15 protein-coding genes and 1 tRNA gene are annotated in these 18,968 nt (G+C 46.6%); 8 read left to right on the forward strand and 8 right to left on the reverse strand.

Annotated features, from left to right (window positions below; all coding sequences use genetic code 11):
* Positions 1–73: 73 nt before the first annotated feature.
* The 7 genes from QUB52_RS23415 to QUB52_RS23445 all read right to left on the reverse strand — a co-directional run bounded on the left by QUB52_RS23415 (position 74) and on the right by QUB52_RS23445 (position 7,172).
* Entirely contained in the window at positions 74–613 is a 540-nt protein-coding gene (locus QUB52_RS23415) for a peroxiredoxin family protein (RefSeq protein WP_265237472.1), read from the reverse strand.
* A 325-nt stretch (positions 614–938) separates the two neighbouring features.
* The gene (locus QUB52_RS23420; RefSeq protein ID WP_265237474.1) at positions 939–1,538 is read right to left on the reverse strand and encodes a peroxiredoxin; all 600 of its coding nucleotides are present in this window, start codon (positions 1,536–1,538) and stop codon (positions 939–941) included.
* Positions 1,539–1,665: 127 nt separating this feature from the next.
* Positions 1,666–1,738: transfer RNA gene (locus QUB52_RS23425), tRNA-Met, on the reverse strand.
* A gap of 138 nt (positions 1,739–1,876) precedes the next feature.
* Positions 1,877–4,306 (reverse strand): peptidoglycan DD-metalloendopeptidase family protein, encoded by a 2,430-nt coding sequence (locus tag QUB52_RS23430; protein ID WP_265237476.1) that lies wholly within the window; start codon positions 4,304–4,306, stop codon positions 1,877–1,879.
* A 591-nt stretch (positions 4,307–4,897) separates the two neighbouring features.
* Positions 4,898–5,359: a tRNA (cytidine(34)-2'-O)-methyltransferase gene (locus QUB52_RS23435; protein ID WP_332974870.1), complete on the reverse strand. Its 462-nt coding sequence runs from the start codon at positions 5,357–5,359 to the stop codon at positions 4,898–4,900.
* A gap of 252 nt (positions 5,360–5,611) precedes the next feature.
* On the reverse strand, positions 5,612–6,763 hold the full coding sequence (gene gshA / locus QUB52_RS23440) for a glutamate--cysteine ligase (RefSeq protein ID WP_332974872.1): 1,152 nt from the start codon (positions 6,761–6,763) through the stop codon (positions 5,612–5,614).
* A 148-nt stretch (positions 6,764–6,911) separates the two neighbouring features.
* Entirely contained in the window at positions 6,912–7,172 is a 261-nt protein-coding gene (locus QUB52_RS23445) for a hypothetical protein (protein WP_332974873.1), read from the reverse strand.
* A gap of 49 nt (positions 7,173–7,221) precedes the next feature.
* Between QUB52_RS23445 and QUB52_RS23450 the strand changes: the two genes are divergently transcribed.
* Positions 7,222–8,265, forward strand: coding sequence for an AI-2E family transporter (locus QUB52_RS23450; RefSeq protein ID WP_332974874.1), 1,044 nt, complete (start codon positions 7,222–7,224; stop codon positions 8,263–8,265).
* Between the two features lie 306 nt (positions 8,266–8,571).
* Here the strand turns inward: QUB52_RS23450 and QUB52_RS23455 are convergent, their stop codons facing one another.
* On the reverse strand, positions 8,572–9,387 hold the full coding sequence (locus QUB52_RS23455) for a cobyrinic acid a,c-diamide synthase (RefSeq protein ID WP_332974875.1): 816 nt from the start codon (positions 9,385–9,387) through the stop codon (positions 8,572–8,574).
* 444 nt (positions 9,388–9,831) lie between these two features.
* Between QUB52_RS23455 and QUB52_RS23460 the strand changes: the two genes are divergently transcribed.
* The 7 genes from QUB52_RS23460 to QUB52_RS23490 all read left to right on the forward strand — a co-directional run bounded on the left by QUB52_RS23460 (position 9,832) and on the right by QUB52_RS23490 (position 18,682).
* Positions 9,832–10,017: a Mo-dependent nitrogenase C-terminal domain-containing protein gene (locus tag QUB52_RS23460; protein ID WP_332974877.1), complete on the forward strand. Its 186-nt coding sequence runs from the start codon at positions 9,832–9,834 to the stop codon at positions 10,015–10,017.
* A 236-nt stretch (positions 10,018–10,253) separates the two neighbouring features.
* Positions 10,254–11,117 (forward strand): Npun_R2479 family HD domain-containing metalloprotein, encoded by an 864-nt coding sequence (locus tag QUB52_RS23465; RefSeq protein ID WP_265237489.1) that lies wholly within the window; start codon positions 10,254–10,256, stop codon positions 11,115–11,117.
* A 219-nt stretch (positions 11,118–11,336) separates the two neighbouring features.
* Positions 11,337–12,215, forward strand: a complete 879-nt coding sequence (locus QUB52_RS23470) for an Rpn family recombination-promoting nuclease/putative transposase (RefSeq protein ID WP_265237491.1) — start codon at positions 11,337–11,339, stop codon at positions 12,213–12,215.
* A gap of 429 nt (positions 12,216–12,644) precedes the next feature.
* Positions 12,645–14,570, forward strand: a complete 1,926-nt coding sequence (locus QUB52_RS23475) for an alpha-amylase family glycosyl hydrolase (RefSeq protein ID WP_332970379.1) — start codon at positions 12,645–12,647, stop codon at positions 14,568–14,570.
* Positions 14,571–14,983: 413 nt separating this feature from the next.
* Positions 14,984–15,868 carry a 3'(2'),5'-bisphosphate nucleotidase CysQ family protein gene (locus QUB52_RS23480; protein WP_265237495.1) on the forward strand — a complete coding sequence of 295 codons (885 nt, stop codon included), beginning with the start codon at positions 14,984–14,986 and terminating at the stop codon, positions 15,866–15,868.
* A gap of 235 nt (positions 15,869–16,103) precedes the next feature.
* Positions 16,104–16,784 (forward strand): Crp/Fnr family transcriptional regulator, encoded by a 681-nt coding sequence (locus QUB52_RS23485; RefSeq protein WP_332974879.1) that lies wholly within the window; start codon positions 16,104–16,106, stop codon positions 16,782–16,784.
* Positions 16,781–18,682 (forward strand): M61 family metallopeptidase, encoded by a 1,902-nt coding sequence (locus QUB52_RS23490; RefSeq protein ID WP_332974881.1) that lies wholly within the window; start codon positions 16,781–16,783, stop codon positions 18,680–18,682. The genes QUB52_RS23485 and QUB52_RS23490 overlap by 4 nt, the downstream gene beginning before the upstream one ends.
* Positions 18,683–18,968: the final 286 nt, after the last annotated feature.

Here is an 18,968-nt window from a genome sequence, read left to right on the forward strand (position 1 = left end):
TGAAGTAATTCTGCATCGGCAAGTCGATTCATAGAAGCAAGAATCGAGCGTGGCGTTGACTCCCGCTTGAGTGTCAATTATCGAAAGATTTCAGCAAAGTTTCCACACTAGCATTGTGGTCTATGAAGGAGAACAAATGTTTGAAGAGGAGTTTTCCGTCTGCATCCAAAACAAACTGAGCCGGCAAAGGAGCACCCAAAGCCTGACCGGTTTCATAAGCCCGAAACACTTGACAGGTTGGATCGGACAGCAGAGGCATTTTTAAGCCTAAATCTCTCACCACTATTTGGCTTTGGCGGTCGTCAGTGCTTGTTACCATCAATAATTCTATATTGCGATCGGCAAACTGTTCCCACTTTTCATTCAAGGCTTTAATGTGAGGAAAACAGAAAGGGCAATATTGCTTTTCAGTAAAAATTCGAGTGAAAGCCAGAACTACCGGTCTATCGCCCCGATAATTGGACAGCCTCACCAATTTGCCATTATTAATATCCGGCAATTCAAAATCTGGCGTTCTCTGTCCCAGTTTCAGCACATTAGTGGCGGGAACAGGCAATAAATTTTGGAAAAACCGCTGATTTAACAAGCCGCTAAAATCAGTAGAAGTCAGCATATTTCCTAATTATGGGATTGGTAATTGGTAATTGGTAATTAGTAATTGAAAATCCGGTGAAACGAATGCCCCTGCACGTAGGGACACGGCACTGGTCATTAGTGTCAACAATCGCCATAAAACCTTTGTATCTCTGGTTTGTTGCCGAGTCTATATCCCCCTAAATCCCCCTTAAAAAGGGGGACTTTGAATGCTTCCGGTTCCCCCCTTCTTAAGGGGGGCTAGGGGGGATCTAAGGCCTAATCGTCAAACAGCAGTGACTAGGTTTGACCTTAAGTTGAGACCAATGAGCACGCCTGCCGCGTCCCACAACTATACAATGTGCTTAAACCGCAGCAAAGAATACCTTAGACTTAACTGGATCGGGAGTCATTGTTTTGTCACCGGGCTGCCAGCCGGCGGGACAAACTTCATCGGGGTGAGACTGGACGTGTTGGATAGCTTGCAGAGTGCGGAGGGTTTCGTCTACGTTGCGGCCGAAGGCAAGGTTGTTGATAGTAGAGTGTTGGATGATGCCTTCTTTGTCGATGATGAACAGACCTCTGAGGGCAATGCCTGCTTCTGGGTCAAGAACATTGTAGTCGGAACTAATGGTTTTTTTGATATCGGCAACTAAAGGATAGTTGAGGTCGCCGACACCGCCTAATTTGCGGTCTGTTTGTATCCAAGCCAAGTGAGAGAATTCGCTGTCAACGGAGACGCCAAGGATTTCGGTGTCGATTTTTTTGAAGTCCTCGAAGCGATCGCTAAATGCTGTAATCTCAGTCGGGCAGACAAAGGTGAAGTCCAAAGGGTAGAAGAACAGGACTACATACTTTTTGCCTTTATAGTCTGACAGTTTAACTGTCTTGAATTCCTGATCCACTACGGCTGTTGCTGCGAAATCCGGTGCAGCTTGACCAACCCGGAGGCATTCACTCGTCATAGATTTTGTTTCCTTTTTTTACGAACTGTTACAAATATATCATAGTCATAACGACTACACGTATCTTGTCAAAAAATCAAAAAAACACGCTCTCAAAATAGAGAGCGTGTTTTTGTGGATGAAATCATGGCTCAGGCGGGATTTGAACCTGCGACCTTGGGCTTATGAGTCCCCTGCGCTAACCACTGCGCCACTGAGCCAAACTTACTTCACGATTTACTATCATAGCACGGTAGGGCGAGCTATGTCTAGATTTCAAACTACAGATTTTCTCATGAGTTATAATAAAAGTTATGAGTTTTGGTAATCATTCAAAACCCATAACTTCCGACCAGTCGTTACCGAGAAGCGCTGGAGGTATCGTCAGGCAGAAAAGCCATTGGATTGACAGCACCCTGTCCGGCGGGATGGACTTCAAAATGCACGTGCGGCCCGGTACTGAACCCGGTGCTGCCCATTTCTGAAATCTGTTCGCCTCGCTCGATCTTCTGACCCTTCTGCACCAAAATTCGGCTGTTGTGGGCGTAGATCGTCTCTGAGCCGTCTGCATGGGTAATTTCCACCAGATAGCCGTAGCCGCCATCATTCCACTGTGCATAGGTAACCACCCCGCTGTCGGCGGCCATAACTGGCGTACCGATCGGCCCTGCAATATCAATTCCCTTGTGCATCCGTCCCCAGCGCCAGCCGTAGCCAGAAGTGAGAACGCCCTTAGCCGGCCAAATAAACCCGTTAGCCGACTGCTGTTTGCCGCCGTTAGGCAGATAAGTATCAGCGCCCGAAAGCGGAGGCAGTTCTGGAGAAACCATGCGTCCCAAAGACGGGTTGCTCAGGGGGTCGTAACCATCGGAACCCAAAGGAGCAGTTGCCACTACAGGCCGTTCCTGAGTAGAGGTAGAGTTCGGCGTGAGGTTGATCGGTTCCAGTTCGGCTGCACGAGCGGGGTCAAAACGCTCTTGCTGCTTCTGAACCTGCTCTGACCAAGCTCTAGACGGCGGTCTGCTGACTTCATTCTGCACCGCCCCAGCGTACTCCGGGGTGTAGAGGTCAGGATTGACACTTGGGAGTTCTTCAGACGGGTTGCCCAAGGCGACTTTCGCTTCCGGCCCGTCAGTTGGAGCCAGGGAAACTGCATTTTCGCCGATCGAATTGCGCGAGGCGCGATATTCCTCTCGCAGCCTGACAACTTCTGCCCTCAAGCGTTCGGAATAAGGGTTGAAAGCGGTAGCGGTGGGTAGATCCTCCGCATTCGACTCAAGTAAAGCGCTCGTGGGAGTGGCATTTAAACCCTGGGCGTTACTAACATTTTGCAAGCTGATCGGCTGCGGGTATGCAGCAGCGACGGTGGTAGCAGTTGCACTTGCTGGCTGGGGCAGGGCGCTGGTGTCAACGGCACCTGTAAATGTTGGTTCGCCTTGAAGTTCCAGCTTTCTGGTGTCGCTAATGGTTTGAGAAACTTGAGTTAGCGGAATGCTGTTAATTTGGGGAACCATCGGCGCTGAAATATTGTTCAGACCTTCCAAGTTCGCCAAGGGAGAGACAACCGCGACTGTGGGCGCGGGTGCTGCAACGCCAGCACTGGCTGTGGATGGGGTAGACGAGCTCTTGTTCAAAGATGCGGGAACAGAAGTCGCCGACCAGACAGATGTAGAGTTAAAGGCAGAATCAGGGGCTGTCGCCTGCACCGCTGGATTATTTGACCCAACTTTGGGAATTTTCAGCCGTTGATTGACATTCAATAAGTTGGGATTGCCGAGCTTGTTGACGGCGATCAGCTCTTTGGGCGATACGCCGTGACTACTGGCGATCGCATCCAACGTATCTCCCGGACGCACGTTGTAGAGCGTTTGGGCTGGCGCTGCGCTACTGTTGCCTGCTGGGGAGACTACCACAGCGGAAGGCAAACTCGGTGTTACCAGAGACTGTTCAATGGACTCGAATGCTCGATCGGGCGATGCTGCTTGACCCACCGTAGCATTGGGAATTACAGGTGTGGCCCTGAGGTCAGGAATTGCTGACGAGGTGGCAGATTCGGGGGATGCCAGCGTCGGTACAGCAGGTGTAGATGAATTTACTCCCACCTCAGAGTCCAACAGGGGCCGACCTGATGCTGTGGTGCGGTTTTCCTGTTTTTTCAAACTGTCGATCGCCCCGTCTGCGTTCGGGCTGTCGATCGAAATTTGTGCCGGTACCGTCGTCGCCAGCTCAGGCGCTGTGGTTGGCTGCCCAGACAGGGCTGCACTATCCAACGACTCGGAGCCGATCAGATTTAATGTTTGTTCGGGATTGACCGCGGCAGTATTGCCAGGGTTCTCTTGTGGCGAGGCTTCTAGAGCCTGCGGAATCCTTAATTCTTGGCCAACTTGGAGTACGGTATCGGGTTTGATGCCGTTAGCAGTTGCTAGTGCTTTCGGTTCAATTTCATAGTCCCGAGACAGATCCCAAAGGGTTTGTCCCTGCTGAACCTTAACCCCTAGTTGTGTGGTTGAGGAACCGTCAACTTGTGCGGAGGTCGCGGGCCCGTTGGCCGATACTGGCTGTACTTCAGCGGTAGATTCTGCTGTCGGTGTGAGTTCAGACGCGCGAGCGCTGTCTCCGTTTCTCGGCAGCAGGATGCCAGAAGCACCTACCGATATTGCCAGCCCGATCGTGGCGAGAGAGCGAACTCTGCCAGTGCTGAGCGTTGTCTGCTTGGACGGTTCCGCAGAACCGTCTCTGTCGATTTCACTAGCCTGAACAGGCTTAATTTGGGGATATGTTCGTTTCAAAAAAACGACCTCCTACTGAGAAGCGCTAACTGTCCTTGGAAACACTCAAGGTTATCGCATGATGCTGAATTTAAATCAACAACCAAAAAAATTCTGATTGTTGAAAGCGATCGTGCTTAGGCAAGATTACCTTGCTTTTTAAATTTAGACAAGCTTGCACGTCAGAATTTTTTAAATTCTCGGTCAAACCCGCTGCAATTACACCCCAAAAGCCTTACACCGTAATAGGTGGAACGAATACATAAAATATGCGTTCTCACACAGACTAAGACTCTCACCTATTGTCCGACTCTATGCTAAATTCCGGACAACCTACAACCGTATATTTACTAGATATCAATAGCCTTCAGGCACAAGCAGGCGATCCCTGACGCATTCAATCCCTGAAATCCTCTATTTTTGTGTTTGCATCATCGCAGCGACTAATTTGGTATTACTGATAACAATCTGTTTTTGGATTCATAAAATATATTAATCTCCGCTATCTAGATTTTCACCGCTTTGATACAAATTTCTTATATTTAAAGGGAGATTTGGCTGCTCCCGACAGCTATTAAATATCTATATGCGTATGTATCTGTCGATCGAGATTTATCCCAGCTCGCCCAACTGTCGTTTAGCCTCAAATAAACCTACAGCAGCGCTGACAGAGAGATTCAAACTCCTGACTCCAGGCTGGCTCATGGGAATAAAAACTGTGGCATCGCAGGCATCCAAGACGAATTGAGGAATGCCGACAGTTTCCGAGCCAAACATCAACCAGTCGCTGGGTTGAAATTGGAATTGGGCGTAACTGCATCGCCCGCCAGTGCTGAATCCGATCGATCGCCCCCCCCGCTCCTGCCGACAAGCCAGAAAAGCCTCTAAGTCTTCGTGGCAGTGGAGATTGACGTAGGGCCAATAATCTAAGCCGGCCCGTTTCAGGTAGCGATCGCTAATTTCAAACCCCAGCGGGCCGACTAAATGGAGTTCCGTGCCTGTGGCAGCGCAAGTGCGGGCAATATTGCCAGTATTCGGGGGGATTTGCGGGTGAATCAAGACAAGTTGGGGCATGAAGCTAATACAATTTGAGATTTGAGATTTGAGATTTGAGATTTGAGATAGGGGATAATTGATTACACAAGGGTTTGGGGCTTGCTTACCGTTACATTTTTTTGGGGAACCAGTATAACTGAAAGCGCGAATTCACAGCCATTGGGAAATGTAGAAATCTACCCAAAGGTAGAGATAATTCATAGCTTTTAGTTATATGGTATCCGTCCTCCCATTGATTAAATATTCTGATTTGTTTTTGATGGCCCCCTTTCAAGCAACTAACTGGGCGCACAAGTTGTCTTCGAGCTCGAATTCTTGGTGAGCCATGCCATCAATCCCTTGGAGAATAATACTGCGGGTGTCCAAACCGCGATCGTGAAGTTTCAACCACTGCTGGGCGGTGTTGCCTTCCCGGAGAATCTTTTTGAGCGGCGAGAGAAAGCAACTAAAGCCGCGTTTTTTGGCAAAAGGCCAGACTTCCTGGTAAATTTCCTCAATCCAATCTCGCGCCAAAATCTTTCTGCCATCTTGCCAGTGGATAAGTTCGGCATCCAAACTTTGCCGCGATGCAGCAATTTCGTTGGCGTCGGTGAGGGCAACTAAGTCTTGGTTGCGGGTGGCTGCGGGCAACGTGCTGAGTTCTAAGGGGTCTAAGCTGGGGTCTTTCATCATCTGCCAAATGCGAGCTTCTAGCAGGGCAGTGATGGCCAACAAAGCCAGAGGATTGACTTCGAGATCGCAAATCCTCAGTTCGAGGCGGTTGAGACAGTAGGGGCGACGATCGCCATTTGGGCGCACAGCAGACCACAAATGGCGGACATTTTGCATACTGCCGAGTTCTAGCTGTTCTTCAGTCCACTGGATGTAATGCTTGTGACTTTCAAACAGGGGGACGATGGCGGGAGTTTTGGGAAACAAACCCCACCGAGTGGAATGATAGCCAGTGACTTCGCCGTCGAGGAAGGGAGAAGAGGCGCTCATGGCAAGGTAAAGCGGTGCTTCGACGCGGGCGAGGCGGATGGCGCGCATCAGCATTTCTGGTTGGGAGATGCCGATGTTGATGTGAATGCTGGCGGTGACGACTTTCGTACCGTAGGTTTGCTCGATGTAGGTGTGATAGGGATTGTTGGGATCTGATCTGTAAAATCGATCGCTTCCGCCGAGAGATAGGGTACTTCCGGGGAGCAATGTATAGTCGCCCAATTGTTTGAGATACTCGCGCAGCCGGACTCGCGGCTTGACTAGGGCACACAGCAGGCGATCGTAGCTGCACAGCGGGGCCGTCGTGTACTCCACATTGCGACTATCAGGCTCCCGCACAAATCCCTCTAAATCGGCGACTATGCGATCGGACAGACCGACAACCTCGCCTTCGGGCGTGCCGGTATACATTTCTACTTCAAAGCCTTTTGATAGCAGCACGTTTGTTCCTCAGCTAAGTTGAGTGCTAGTTTCTAGTATCCCAAAAATTGACCGGTTCGTACTATCTGCCACAGGGCAGAGTTAAAATTTTGGGTGGCTGGCACTGAAACCGGGTGTTTCGGCGCCAACAAGTTCGATCGTTTGTGTGTTAGTTGCTGGCCCGAAAGCGGCAAATGCTGGCACCGCAAAGAGTGGACGAGGCGGTTTTATAGTCAAAAAAGCTGTTTGTTCGATCGAGTTTGTGTTTGATTCGGCTTGTGGGGCGATCGAACTTATCGTAAAGAGAACCCACCCTTACCACAGAAAGAAGTGAGAAAGCGCTGCCTTCTTCCCTCTTCCTTCTGCCTTCGACATCTATTTTGTGCCTTGAGGGGGATAGCCGCAGAGATATCTTGGGTGCGATTCTCAAAGAAGACTCTGCAATATTTTTGAGCTATTATTAACTCGTGAAAACTCCTGTGAAAGAGCAAGAAAGAACCCCTCCCAATTTTTGGAATATGGTAAGCAATTTAGCCTTAGTCCGGTTTTTGCTTTTATTTGCTTCAGGTTGGGCTGGACTCCAACTTTTAGCTTACTTTGAAACCGCAGTCGCGGTTTTCACGATTGCTGCACTCGTGGCTTTTTTGCTCAACTATCCGGTGCGAACTCTCCAGCGATTATTACCGAGAAGTTTAGCTGTCGCCTTGGTTGTCTTGTTCACCATTTTAGTTTTTGGCAGTCTCACCGTCACCGTAGGCGTCACTCTTTTATCTCAAGGACAGCAATTAATTGACAGCATGACTGAATTTTTGAATGCTCTGGCGCCTCTGTCGGATCGTATCGAAGCATTCCTGCGGGCGAGAAACCTGCAAGTCAACCTGCAAGTTATTGAGGAACAACTGCGAAATCAAGCTTTGGCTGGAGTTGTTTGGAGTATTGCTTTTTTACAAGTATTTTTAACCAATTTATTGAATTTAATATTAATTATGGTGGTGGCTTCTTTCATGTTACTTGATGGAGAGAGGCTGTGGCTGTTGGTTCTCAAATTTATACCCCGACACCTCCACAGGCGTTTAAGTTTAACAATCGAGAGAAACTTTTTAGGATTTTTTCAGGCACAAATTCTGTTAATGTTATTTTTGACAACAGCAAGCTTTGTAGTTTTCCTGTTGTTAGGCGTGAAATTTCCTTTAATTTTAGCATTTATTATCGGATTGTTTGATTTAGTTCCGGGGATAGGAGCGACGCTGGGAATTAGCTTAGTTTGTTTTATTGTATTGTCTCAAAGTGTGTGGCTGGCTTTGAAAGTATTGGCAGTTTGCATTGTTTTGCAGCAAATTCAAGACAACTTTATTCATCCGAGACTCATGCAAAATTCGCTTAACCTCAATCCGGTAGTGGTATTTTTTGCACTGTTAGTAGGCGCGAGAGCAGCAGGACTTTTAGGCATTTTTCTGGCTATTCCGCTGGCGGGAGTGATAGTTAGCTGGTTTGACATTGAAGAAATGCAAGCGGAAGGCTAAGTGATACAGCCATCCTCTTTTAGATCAAATCCGGCTTAAAAACCAGGTTTTAACCAAAGCACTGGGGATTTAAGCCCCCACCTTTAGGTGGATTGTTTTTAGGCAGGGGCTTAAATCCCCTGCCTAAAAACTTCGCACTCAACTGTCAACTGTCAACTGTCAACTGTCAACTGTTAACTGCCAACTAGAAGTCCGATGCTTCAAAAACTATCCTTGGCGCAACACGCAACTAAAAGTAAAGATAAAAAAGTAAAGAGAAAAAGCAACGTAGGGTGTAACACTCCATGCAGACTTTACTGCGTAGAGTCAATTAATAAATTGCAAATCAGTAGGAAATCTTGCTTCTTCTGGTTCGGGATCGTAAATGTAATCGCAGTCAAAGCGCAGAGCTTGGGAGTGGCGACTGATAGAAAATCCGCAGTGAGTCACCATTTCTGTAGTAAAAGTAGCCATGACTAACTCTATGAGTTTTCTGTAAGAAATGTTAGGCTGTTGAACGTAATAAGCGCGTCTGGCAAAAAAGATTCTCTCATCTTTCGGTACAATTATGCCATTAATTCTGTGTGCGTGTTGAATCGGCTTGATGTAGCTTTCAATAAACTGCGACTGACTTTTTTGCAGTCTGGCTAATCTTTCATGTTGCAACCAGCTCATTTGAAACACAATTTTAATAAATTCAAAACCCAAAATGTAGTTAAAAACATTATTGCGTTCTTCTGTACTCAAGACAAATCGGAGCGCGGATTCTAAATATTGGTCGGTTTCTCGGCGCGATTGTTGAGCTGAGTGGATGTAAAATTGTTTGATGTAGCTTCTTAAATCAGATTCGTTCAATTCTTTTTTGACTTGAAATCTGATTAAATACTCTTGAACTCGGTGGAGAGTATCTACATCTTCAAACATTTTTGAGACTAAGCCGTCGGCTGTGTAGTCATCTAAAAATTCTGCTTGCAAGTCGGGAGTAGAGGCGCACAATATGTAGGAAAGGGACAACACGTAGCGCCGCTGGTTCCAAGGTAAACTTTCGGCCCAAGCTTTAACTTCTACAGGGAGTTTTTCCAGCACGGTATCTGTGTGGGGGCGTTGAGAAAGGTCGGCATATTTATCTTTTTGTTTAATCATTCCCTGAAACCTTATGTTAGTAAATTGAGCGGGTAATACATCGCAGGTAACTAGCAGGGTAAAGCAGAGGCGTAGATTTGCAAATGATATTTATTTTTTTATATATCTTAACATACATGATGTCGCAGGTCAAGGCGGTGATCTGTCTCACACTTTTGCGGACTTATAATCACAACTTTGAGCTTGATATATCACATTTTGGGGCTGTGAGTGTCACGCGAAAAGCTTATTCAGCTCACTGTGGTAACGGCAGGTTTGGTTGATGATTAAATGAGGTGATTTAGAACTTTTTGTTAAGAATAATTACTGAGGTAAACTATGAACTCGACTACAAATATTTTTCCTAAAAATCAGTGCTAATACTTAAGTTTTGGCGATCGCCTCGTCCAACCAGTGCGAGAGTGGGTAGATAGCATTGCAGTGGGCGGCAAGTAGCGGGCGTGGTTGTGCCAACTTATACCCGCACGATGTCCTTTTGAGAGAGATATCCAGCTATGGGGACACCATCTGTTCCACATACGGCCTATGTGTAAGCTGAATCCTCTGTATGAGCAATTAGTGGGGTTGCGTTTTCGATCGCTCTCGTTTTTGGCTGACGTATGCGGGGAAGATGTAACGCCGTACTGTTGATTGAGGGGTGTTATACCTCGATCGCCCGTTGAGATCAATTATTTACGGGGTGCATCGCTCTGCTAGTTGTTCGATCGCTAATTTCAGCGATTATCGTTGATAATATCAGTGGATGCCTCTAGAGCGGAGCAGGCATCCATCGTCGCTGTTAAGTCAAAACTAACACCAAACGATAACAGCAAAAACAATAACTATAAAAATAATTTAACAAGCTACTTTGGCTCAGGGAAGTGAATATGTTTAACGCAACGGAACTGCTGATTAACGCTTTTGTAAATCGGCTGATTGAAGGCTACCGCCACACTTACGGCGGGTTCAAATCTGACTATGGCGAGATTATTGCTTGGGTAGCCACTATGGCTTTGGAAAATATTGCTAATAGCGATGCTCTTTACCACAATGTAGAACACACTATTTTAGTGACATTGGTGGGACAAGAAATTCTGCGCGGGAAGCACATCCGCGAAGGTGGTGTTTCCTGCGAACATTGGCTGCATTTCCACATAGCTTTGCTGTGCCACGATATCGGGTATGTTAAGGGCGTGTGCCAGCAAGATAGAACTGATTTGGGACTGTATGCGACGGGAATAGGCGACATGAAATTAAAGCTACATCGGGGGGCGACTGATGCTAGTTTAACGCCTTATCATGTCGATCGGGGAAAGATGTTTATTGAGGAGCGTTTTGGGGGGCACAGACTGATTGATGCTGAGATTATTAAGCAGAATATTGAGTTAACTCGTTTCCCCGTTCCTGCGGATGATGACCATCAAGATACTGTGAATTATCCGGGTTTGGTTCGGGCGGCGGATTTAATCGGTCAGTTGAGCGATCCGCGATATTTGCAAAAGCTTGCTGGGCTATTTTACGAGTTTGAGGAAACTGGTCAAAATCAGATCTTGGGGTATCGCAATCCGGCGGATTTGCGGGAGGGGTATCCTAAGTTTTATTGGAATGTGGTTTATCGGTATGTGAAAAATGCGATCGGCTATTTGGAACTAACGCAACAGGGGAAACAAATTGTTGCTAACCTGAGCGCAAATGTGTTCCGGGTGGAGCATTCTGAGGTGGAAGTTGAGGAGGTGGCTGTAGTTCGTTAGGCTTTGGGTTGAGTTGGGGCGATCCTTCTGGTTACTGATGCGATCGAAAGGGCGATCGTCCCATTTCAATGTTAAGCTTGTGAATTGTTGTCGGTAGGGCGATCGCAATATCGTAAAATATAGCTATACCCACAGCACTAAGCAAATTTGAAAATGTTTTGATTGTTATTGCTCGATTGATTGATTCATTCAATCCTTAAGAAAGAGAGAAAACTAACAATGAGATTCATTAATCCAAAAATTGATTTTGCCTTCAAAAAAATCTTCGGTGGCAACGAAAGCAAACCAATCTTAATCAGCTTTCTCAATGCCATGATTTATAACGGCAATCCCACCATTGCCGACTTGGAAATTATCGATCCATATTTAGCATCGAGAGTCCAGTATCTCAAAGACTCTTACCTGGATGTCAAAGCTAGACTTGCAGGAGGCGCAACTGTAATTATCGAGATGCAAGTTTTAAATGTGGCATCTTTTGCGAAACGGGTGGTTTATAATGCTGCGAAAACTTACTCGACACAACTGATTCGCGGCGAAGGTTACTTTAAGTTAAAACCTGTAATTGCTTTGACAATTACAGATTTTGAAATGTTTGACAATGACCGGGAAGTAATTTCTCACTTTGTGTTCAAGGAGAAAAAGCGTTTATTTGAGTATCCAGATCCAGGGATGGAAATGATCTTTATTGAATTACCGAAATTCAACAAACAATTGGATCAGTTGGAAACTTTGACTGATAAGTGGGTTTATTTTATGAAAAATGCCCCCAGTTTGGAAGTAGTACCGTCAACAATGGAAAATGTCTCGGAAATACAACAAGCTTTTGCGATTGCTAATGAAACTAACTTGAATGCTGAAGAGTTGAAAAATTTAGAAGATCGCGAGAGGTATATTATGGATCAGCAGGGAATCTTGCGAAAGGGAATTGAAGAAGGACTCGCACAAGGGCGAGAACAAGGACTAGAAGAAGGGCGAGAACAAGGACTAGAAGAAGGACTCGCGCTAGGAATGAGAGAAAAGGCTCTGGAAATTGCTAGGCAACTTCTCAATGTCCTTGACAATCAAACTATTATACCAATTTTTTATGAGGCTGCATAGAATCCGATCTCCCTGGCGCCCCCCTTAATCAGGAGGGGACAAGATTCCGATCAAAGTCCCCCTTGCTTTCGGGGGATTTAGGGGGATCGAGATATATGTAACTTCACATTAAATTGGTATTAGTCAAACTACTGGTTTGAGTGTTGAAGATGTCCAAAACTTGCGGGATGAATAGAAAGGAAGGACTGAAGTCCTCACTACAAACCACAATCAAATTGGTTAGTAGTGAGGACTTCAGCCCTCATCAAACAAGAGAGGACTTCAGTCCTCACTACTAACCTATAGAGGACTTCGCCATCTGTCTAAAGGAAGATTTTATTAAACGAGTAAATTACGTATTATGCTGTAAAAGTCAGTCACACCGGAAAGCTACCTCCGACTCTCACTCCGAATAACTGACCAATCTTACAGTATCAAAAAATAAATCTCATGACACCAGTCACTCCCAATCAAACTTCCTCTCAATACGAAACTACCCAACCTGAAGAAAAAATTGAGTCTCTGGTACAAGAAGTTAAGCCAGAAAGCGAACTCGATTTAGAATTCCTCTACACCAGAGACATTGAATTCCGACAAGAAACAATTTATTTCATTGTAGTCGATCGCTTCCAGGACGGCGACCCCACAAATAACGAAGGCCCAAACCCTGAACTTTACGATCCAGAAGGCAAAGATTGGGGCAAATATTGGGGTGGCGACTTGCAAGGAGTTATCGACAAACTCGATTACTTAAAAGATATGGGTGTTACCGCAGTCTGGCTGACTCCGCTGTTCGAGCAAGTAGAAGCATTATTTGTCGAACAAGCTGCGATTCACGGCTACTGGACTAAAGATTTTAAGAGGCTAAATCCCCGGTTTATTGCCAAAGGTGATAATCCTTCTGTCAACCAAACACAAGAAACCAAAGATACCGTATTTGACAAATTAGTAGACGAGTTGCACCAGCGAAACATGAAACTCGTGCTCGATATTGTCTGCAATCACAGCAACCCGGATTTTAGCGGCAAAAAAGGGGAACTCTACGACGATGGCGTCAAAATAGCTGACTTTAATGACGATGAAGATAACTGGTATCACCACTATGGCGAAGTCACAAACTGGGAAGATGAGTGGCAAGTCCAAAACTGCGAACTGTCTGGTTTGGCGACTTTCAATGAGAACAATATTGCCTACCGCAGTTACATTAAGTCAGCAATTAAACAGTGGCTGGACAGAGGTGTTGATGCTTTGCGGGTTGATACGGTCAAGCATATGCCGATTTGGTTTTGGCAGGAATTTACTGCTGACATTTTAATGCACAGACCTGATGTTTTCATTTTTGGCGAGTGGATTTACAGCGATCCGAGAAATGACCTTTCTGTGGAATTTGTCAATGAGTCAGGGATGACTATTTTAGATTTTGGGCTGTGCGTGGCAATTCGAGAAGTATTGGGACAGGGGGCTGAAGCGGGATTTCAGTTGATTCAGGATGTTCTGGACTTGGATCATCGCTATTACGGGGCGACGGAGTTGATTACTTTTATTGACAATCACGATATGCCGAGGTTTCAGTCGTTGAATGCCGATCGACAAATGTTGCAATTGGCGATATGTTTAATGATGACGAGTCGTGGCATTCCCTGCATTTATTACGGCACTGAACAGTATCTGCACGATGATACAGAAGGGGGAAATGACCCTTACAATCGCCCGATGATGGAAAAGTGGGATACCGATTCGCCGATTTATCGAGATGTGCGGTTGCTGTCTGGATTGCGGCGGCTGAATCCTGCTATTTCGATGGGGAGTCAGTGGCAAAAATATCTAACTGCTGATGTTTATTGTTACGTGCGCCGCTATCGCGATTCTGTGGTGTTTGTGGCGATGAATCGCGGCGATTCTGTGAATGTTGAAGCGGTTGATACTGAACTGCCTGATGGAGAGCATACGGAGGTTTTATCGCGCCGCAAGTTTGAAGTTAAAGAGGGGATGCTGTACAATTTAGAGTTGGGCGCGGGGGAAGTAATGATTTTTAGTCGCGTGGGAGAGCGAGTTAAGGCGAAAACTATTGTGCGGGCGCAGCTTAACAGTGTGAAAAGTCAGCCTGGGGAAAGAATTGTGGTGATTGGAGATTGTCCTGAATTGGGAAATTGGGATATTAGTAAGGCTTACCCGCTGGAGTATATCAATACTAATACTTGGTTTGGGGAAATTCCTTTTAATGAAAGTGCGGGGAAGTTGATTTCTTATAAGTATGCGCTGCTGCGGGAAGGATTGTCGCCACTGCGAGAAAATTTGGTTTGTCGCCGCTGGGTTTTGGCTTCGGAAGGGACTGTGAAATGGCGGGATAAGTGGGCGAGTGGACGGGAGTCTTGATTTTTGATTTTTGTGTGAGACTGTTAAATAATTTTAGGGTGCTTATGGGCGCACTTTACCAGAAAGAATTGGTTTAAAGCCGGAACCCCGATCGGGAGAAATTAAAATCAGACTATTCATTACTCCAATCCTCTTCCTTCTAGGTAGAGGTTGCTGTGAACTAACTGTCAAATGAATGAAGGATGATTCGTGTGTCAGATTTATGGTGGGGATTGCGCACTCGGAGGACGGGATTTATGGTACGCACTTCCCACCAAACCCAAATAAGCTTGGGTTCAAAAGACCTAGCGGTTGAAACCGCTGTCGGATCTTGGGCTGGGAAACCGGGTTTTAAGGACAGCAGGGCGCCAATCCTGTAGGAGTCAAAAACAGCAATAAGGGTCGATCGGTCGATTCAAATGACTTAAGCTTTTATGCTGAAGTTAGCCGAAGCATTTATGTTTAACCTCATGTATATTTCTCCTGAGCAAGACGAAAAAATTCGCTACACCATGCGGGAGTGTGGTCAAGAAGCCCACAAGCTTGCAGCGGAACCTTTTGAAGTTTCCGAGAAAGGCCCAGAGGACTACGTGACGAGTATCGATCGCTACTTAGACCGACAATTATCAGCAGTATTTAGCGCTTTGTTTCCTGAAGACGGCATGATTACCGAGGAAAACGTCGCCTCTAGAGCAGCTTATCGGGCTAATTACCAGCGCATCTGGTGCATCGATCCCATCGACGGGACTGAAGAATTTATTCAGGGAAAACAGCACTACGCTGTGATGGTGGGGCTGCTGCTTGACGGGGAACCCGTGGCCGGCTGGATCTACGCCCCGGCTTTTGACCAAATGTATTTTGGCGGCAAGGATTGGGGATTGTTCCAAACTGTTGGAAATCAAGCGCCGCAGCCGATCGCACTTTGCCAACCTCCCGCTCCGACAGTGGAAAATTGTAAAATTATTCTCGGCGACAGAGACCAGAAAAACTACGCCCGCGCGATCGCCCACAGCATCCCAGAAGCCGAATTTTACTCCCTGGGCAGCTTTGGCCTAAAAGTGATGGAAATCATACAAGGTCGAGCCGGTTTGTACCTGTATTTCAACGGCAGAGTTAAAGTGTGGGATACTGCTGGCCCTGTGGCTCTAGCTCTAGCAGCCGGATTGGTTTGTTGCGACTTGCAAGGTCAACCGCTGAGGTGGACTCCAGATGCGATCGATCCAGAGACTTTGGCGCACACGCAGTCGATCGCGATCGGCTGGCCGGACTACATAGAAGCTCTGTTGGCCAAAGTTCAACAGGCACTAGGATGCTGTTAAAACCGTTGAGGATTAAAGAATCTGCCAATTTTACGCGAACCGCGCCTCTACACCATTATTATCAATTACAGGAGCGATCGTCCGTAAGTTTCTCATTTGTCTGTCCTGTATGTCAGTCTCGTTTGCTTTGTGTCAATCTTGTATAGCAGCAACAGATTGTTTGTTTTCTCGAACATCGATCGCTCCCTAGTTGTTGGCTGTCGCTTAATCATATTTCCCACCTCCGCGAGTTTGCATGAAGACAGAAGCTTTCAGTGAGCTATTCCCTCTATTTAAGGGTGCTAACCCAGAAACCTTGGGAGGGCTGCTATCAAATGCCGTTAAGCATGAGTATCCCCCAGGCCGAGCTGTGGTGATGGAGGATTCTTGGGGTAACGCGATTTATTTTGTGGTTTCAGGCTGGGTCAAAGTCCGGCTCCTGTCAAACGATCGAGCTGTATCAATGGCTATTTTAGGACGGGGAGCCTTCTTCGGCGAAATGGCCATTCTTGACGAATCTCCGCGATCGAATGACGTACTTGCTCTATCCCCCGTGCGGCTAATCAGCGTCACGGCTCAGCGATTTATCCAAACCCTGTTTAAAGATCCGCAATTGCACCACCGGATGCTGCAACTGATGGTGCGGCGACTGCGCCAAACCAATCTCCGCTCTCAACTACAGAACCGCCAGCCAGCGGTTAAACTAGCAAATACTTTAGTCGAGCTGGGAGAAAGCTACGGTCAAAAAACTGCTGAGGGCAGAGATATCTTCAATATCCCTTATCAAGACTTAGCTGATGTGACAGGTATCGCCCTAGATGAAACCAGCAAGATTATGGAAAAACTCGATAGTAAAGGCTGGATCAAAATCGATCCAGAGCACCAAACTATCCATTTGATCAACCTCAAGCACTTGATTAATTTGGCAAGTCAATGACTGATGTCACTTCTTTTGATACCTCCTCCGCTGCCGGCCGCGCGAGCGGACAACTAACAGCACCGATAATTCAATATTCGGTGGCGATGCCCAATCCTGAATCCCACCTGTTTGAAGTGACTTTGCGCGTGCAAGGTTGGTCGGAGCCGGTGCTGGATTTAAAAATGCCTGTATGGACTCCAGGTTCTTACTTGGTTAGAGAGTACGCCCGCCACCTGCAAGATTTTAGCTCGCGATCGGGCGATCGAGCTTTACCTTGGCGCAAAATTAGCAAAAATCACTGGCAAATCGAGACAAATTCAGTTTCAGATGTCACGGTTTACTACCGGATTTTTGCTAACGAACTGACAGTGCGAACCAATCATTTAGACTCGACTCACGGTTATTTCAATCCGGCGGCTCTATGCTTTTTTGTACCCGGTTTTGAACACAACTGCTATACGGTGACAGTAGTGCCACCTGAGCCGGAATGGCGCACGGTGACAACTTTACCACCTATTTCGGGCGATAATCTTACTTTTGCTGCTGCGGATTTTGACACTCTTGTCGATAGTCCTTTTGAGATTGGCTGTCACGATGCCTACGATTTTGAAGTGATGGGAAAACCCCACCAGCTTGTAGTTTGGGGTAAAGGCAATTTAGAACCAAATCGCGTGATTCTAGATATCCAAAAAGTGATCGAAGTCGAGGCTCTAATGTTCGGCGGTTTGCCTTACGACCGCTATGTGTTTTTGCTGCATTTGTCTGGCTCTGGCTTTGGTGGTTTGGAACACAAAGATAGCTGTACTCTTAACTATTCGCGTTTTGGTTTTCGGGCTAAGGAAAAGTACGAACGCTTTATTCAATTGGTGGCTCACGAGTTTTTTCACCTCTGGAATGTCAAACGCATTCGACCGAAAGCTCTGGAAGTATTTGACTACGAACAAGAGAATTATACTCCTTCTCTGTGGTTCTCTGAAGGCACGACCAGTTATTACGATTTGGTGATTCCGTTTCGAGCTGGGATCTACAGCGTGAAAGGTTATTTCCAAAATGTTGCCAAAGAAATCACTCGTTTGCAAATGACTCCGGGGCGGAAGGTGCAGCCTGCGAGCGAGTCGAGCTGGGATGCTTGGATTAAACTTTATCGGAGGGATGCTAATAGCGATAATTCGCAGATTTCCTATTATTTGAAAGGGGAACTTGTTTCGTTTTTGCTGGATTTGTTGATTCGGGCAAAACATGGTAACGCCCGATCGCTCGACGATGTGATGCGTTTGATGTGGCAGCAGTTTGGGAATGGTCATTATGCTGAAAATGAAGATTTTGACCAAAAATCGGAAACAGAGGCTAAGCCGGGGCAAATAACATCAAATGGACAGTTAAATGCTCGATCGCTCCCGGCAGAAATAGGCTTTACTCCCGAACAGTTGCAAAGTGCGATCGAGTCTGTAGCCGACATGGATTTGAGCGACTTTTTTGCGCGCTATGTAGACGGCACAGAAGAATTGCCTTACCACAAATATCTGGAACCTTTCGGGCTGCAAATTTTGGTAGATGAAACTGACCAAACGCCTCGGATTGGTTGGACGTTGGGAACGGAAAACGGGCGGCAAATGGTTAAATTTGTCGAAGCAGGAGCTCCGGCACAATTGGCCGGAATTGACGCTGGGGACGAGTTACTGGCGATCGCAGGTTTTCGAGTAAATGCCGAACAAGCGGGCGAGAGGCTGAAAGATTATCAGCCTGGTGACACAGTAAAGGTGACAGTGTTTCACCAAGACGAACTGCGGACTTGTCTTGTTACTCTCGCCACACCGCGCCCAGGCCGTTACTCGATCGTACCAGTCGATCGACCAAGCCCTATTCAGAAACAAAACTTTATGGGGTGGCTGGGTGTTCCCCTATCGAATTTGTGACATAAATGAAGGGGAAGGGGAAGGGGAAGACAAAAAGGAATCACGCTCAATTCCCAATTTTCAATTCCCAAAGCCGTGTCAACAATCGCCTAAAACCCTTGTATCTCTCGCTTATAGCATAGTCTAGATCCCCCTAAATCCCCCGAAAGCAAGGGGGACTTTGAAAATGCTCTTTCTTGTCCCTCCCTTGGGAAGGGAGGTTAGGGGGGATCGAGGCCCTAATCGTCAAACGGCAGACTGGTACTACATAAGATATTCAGTTGACACCAATCACCAATGACTACTG

This window comes from Microcoleus sp. A6-C6 (genome assembly GCF_036705955.1).
GTDB lineage: Bacteria > Cyanobacteriota > Cyanobacteriia > Cyanobacteriales > Microcoleaceae > Microcoleus.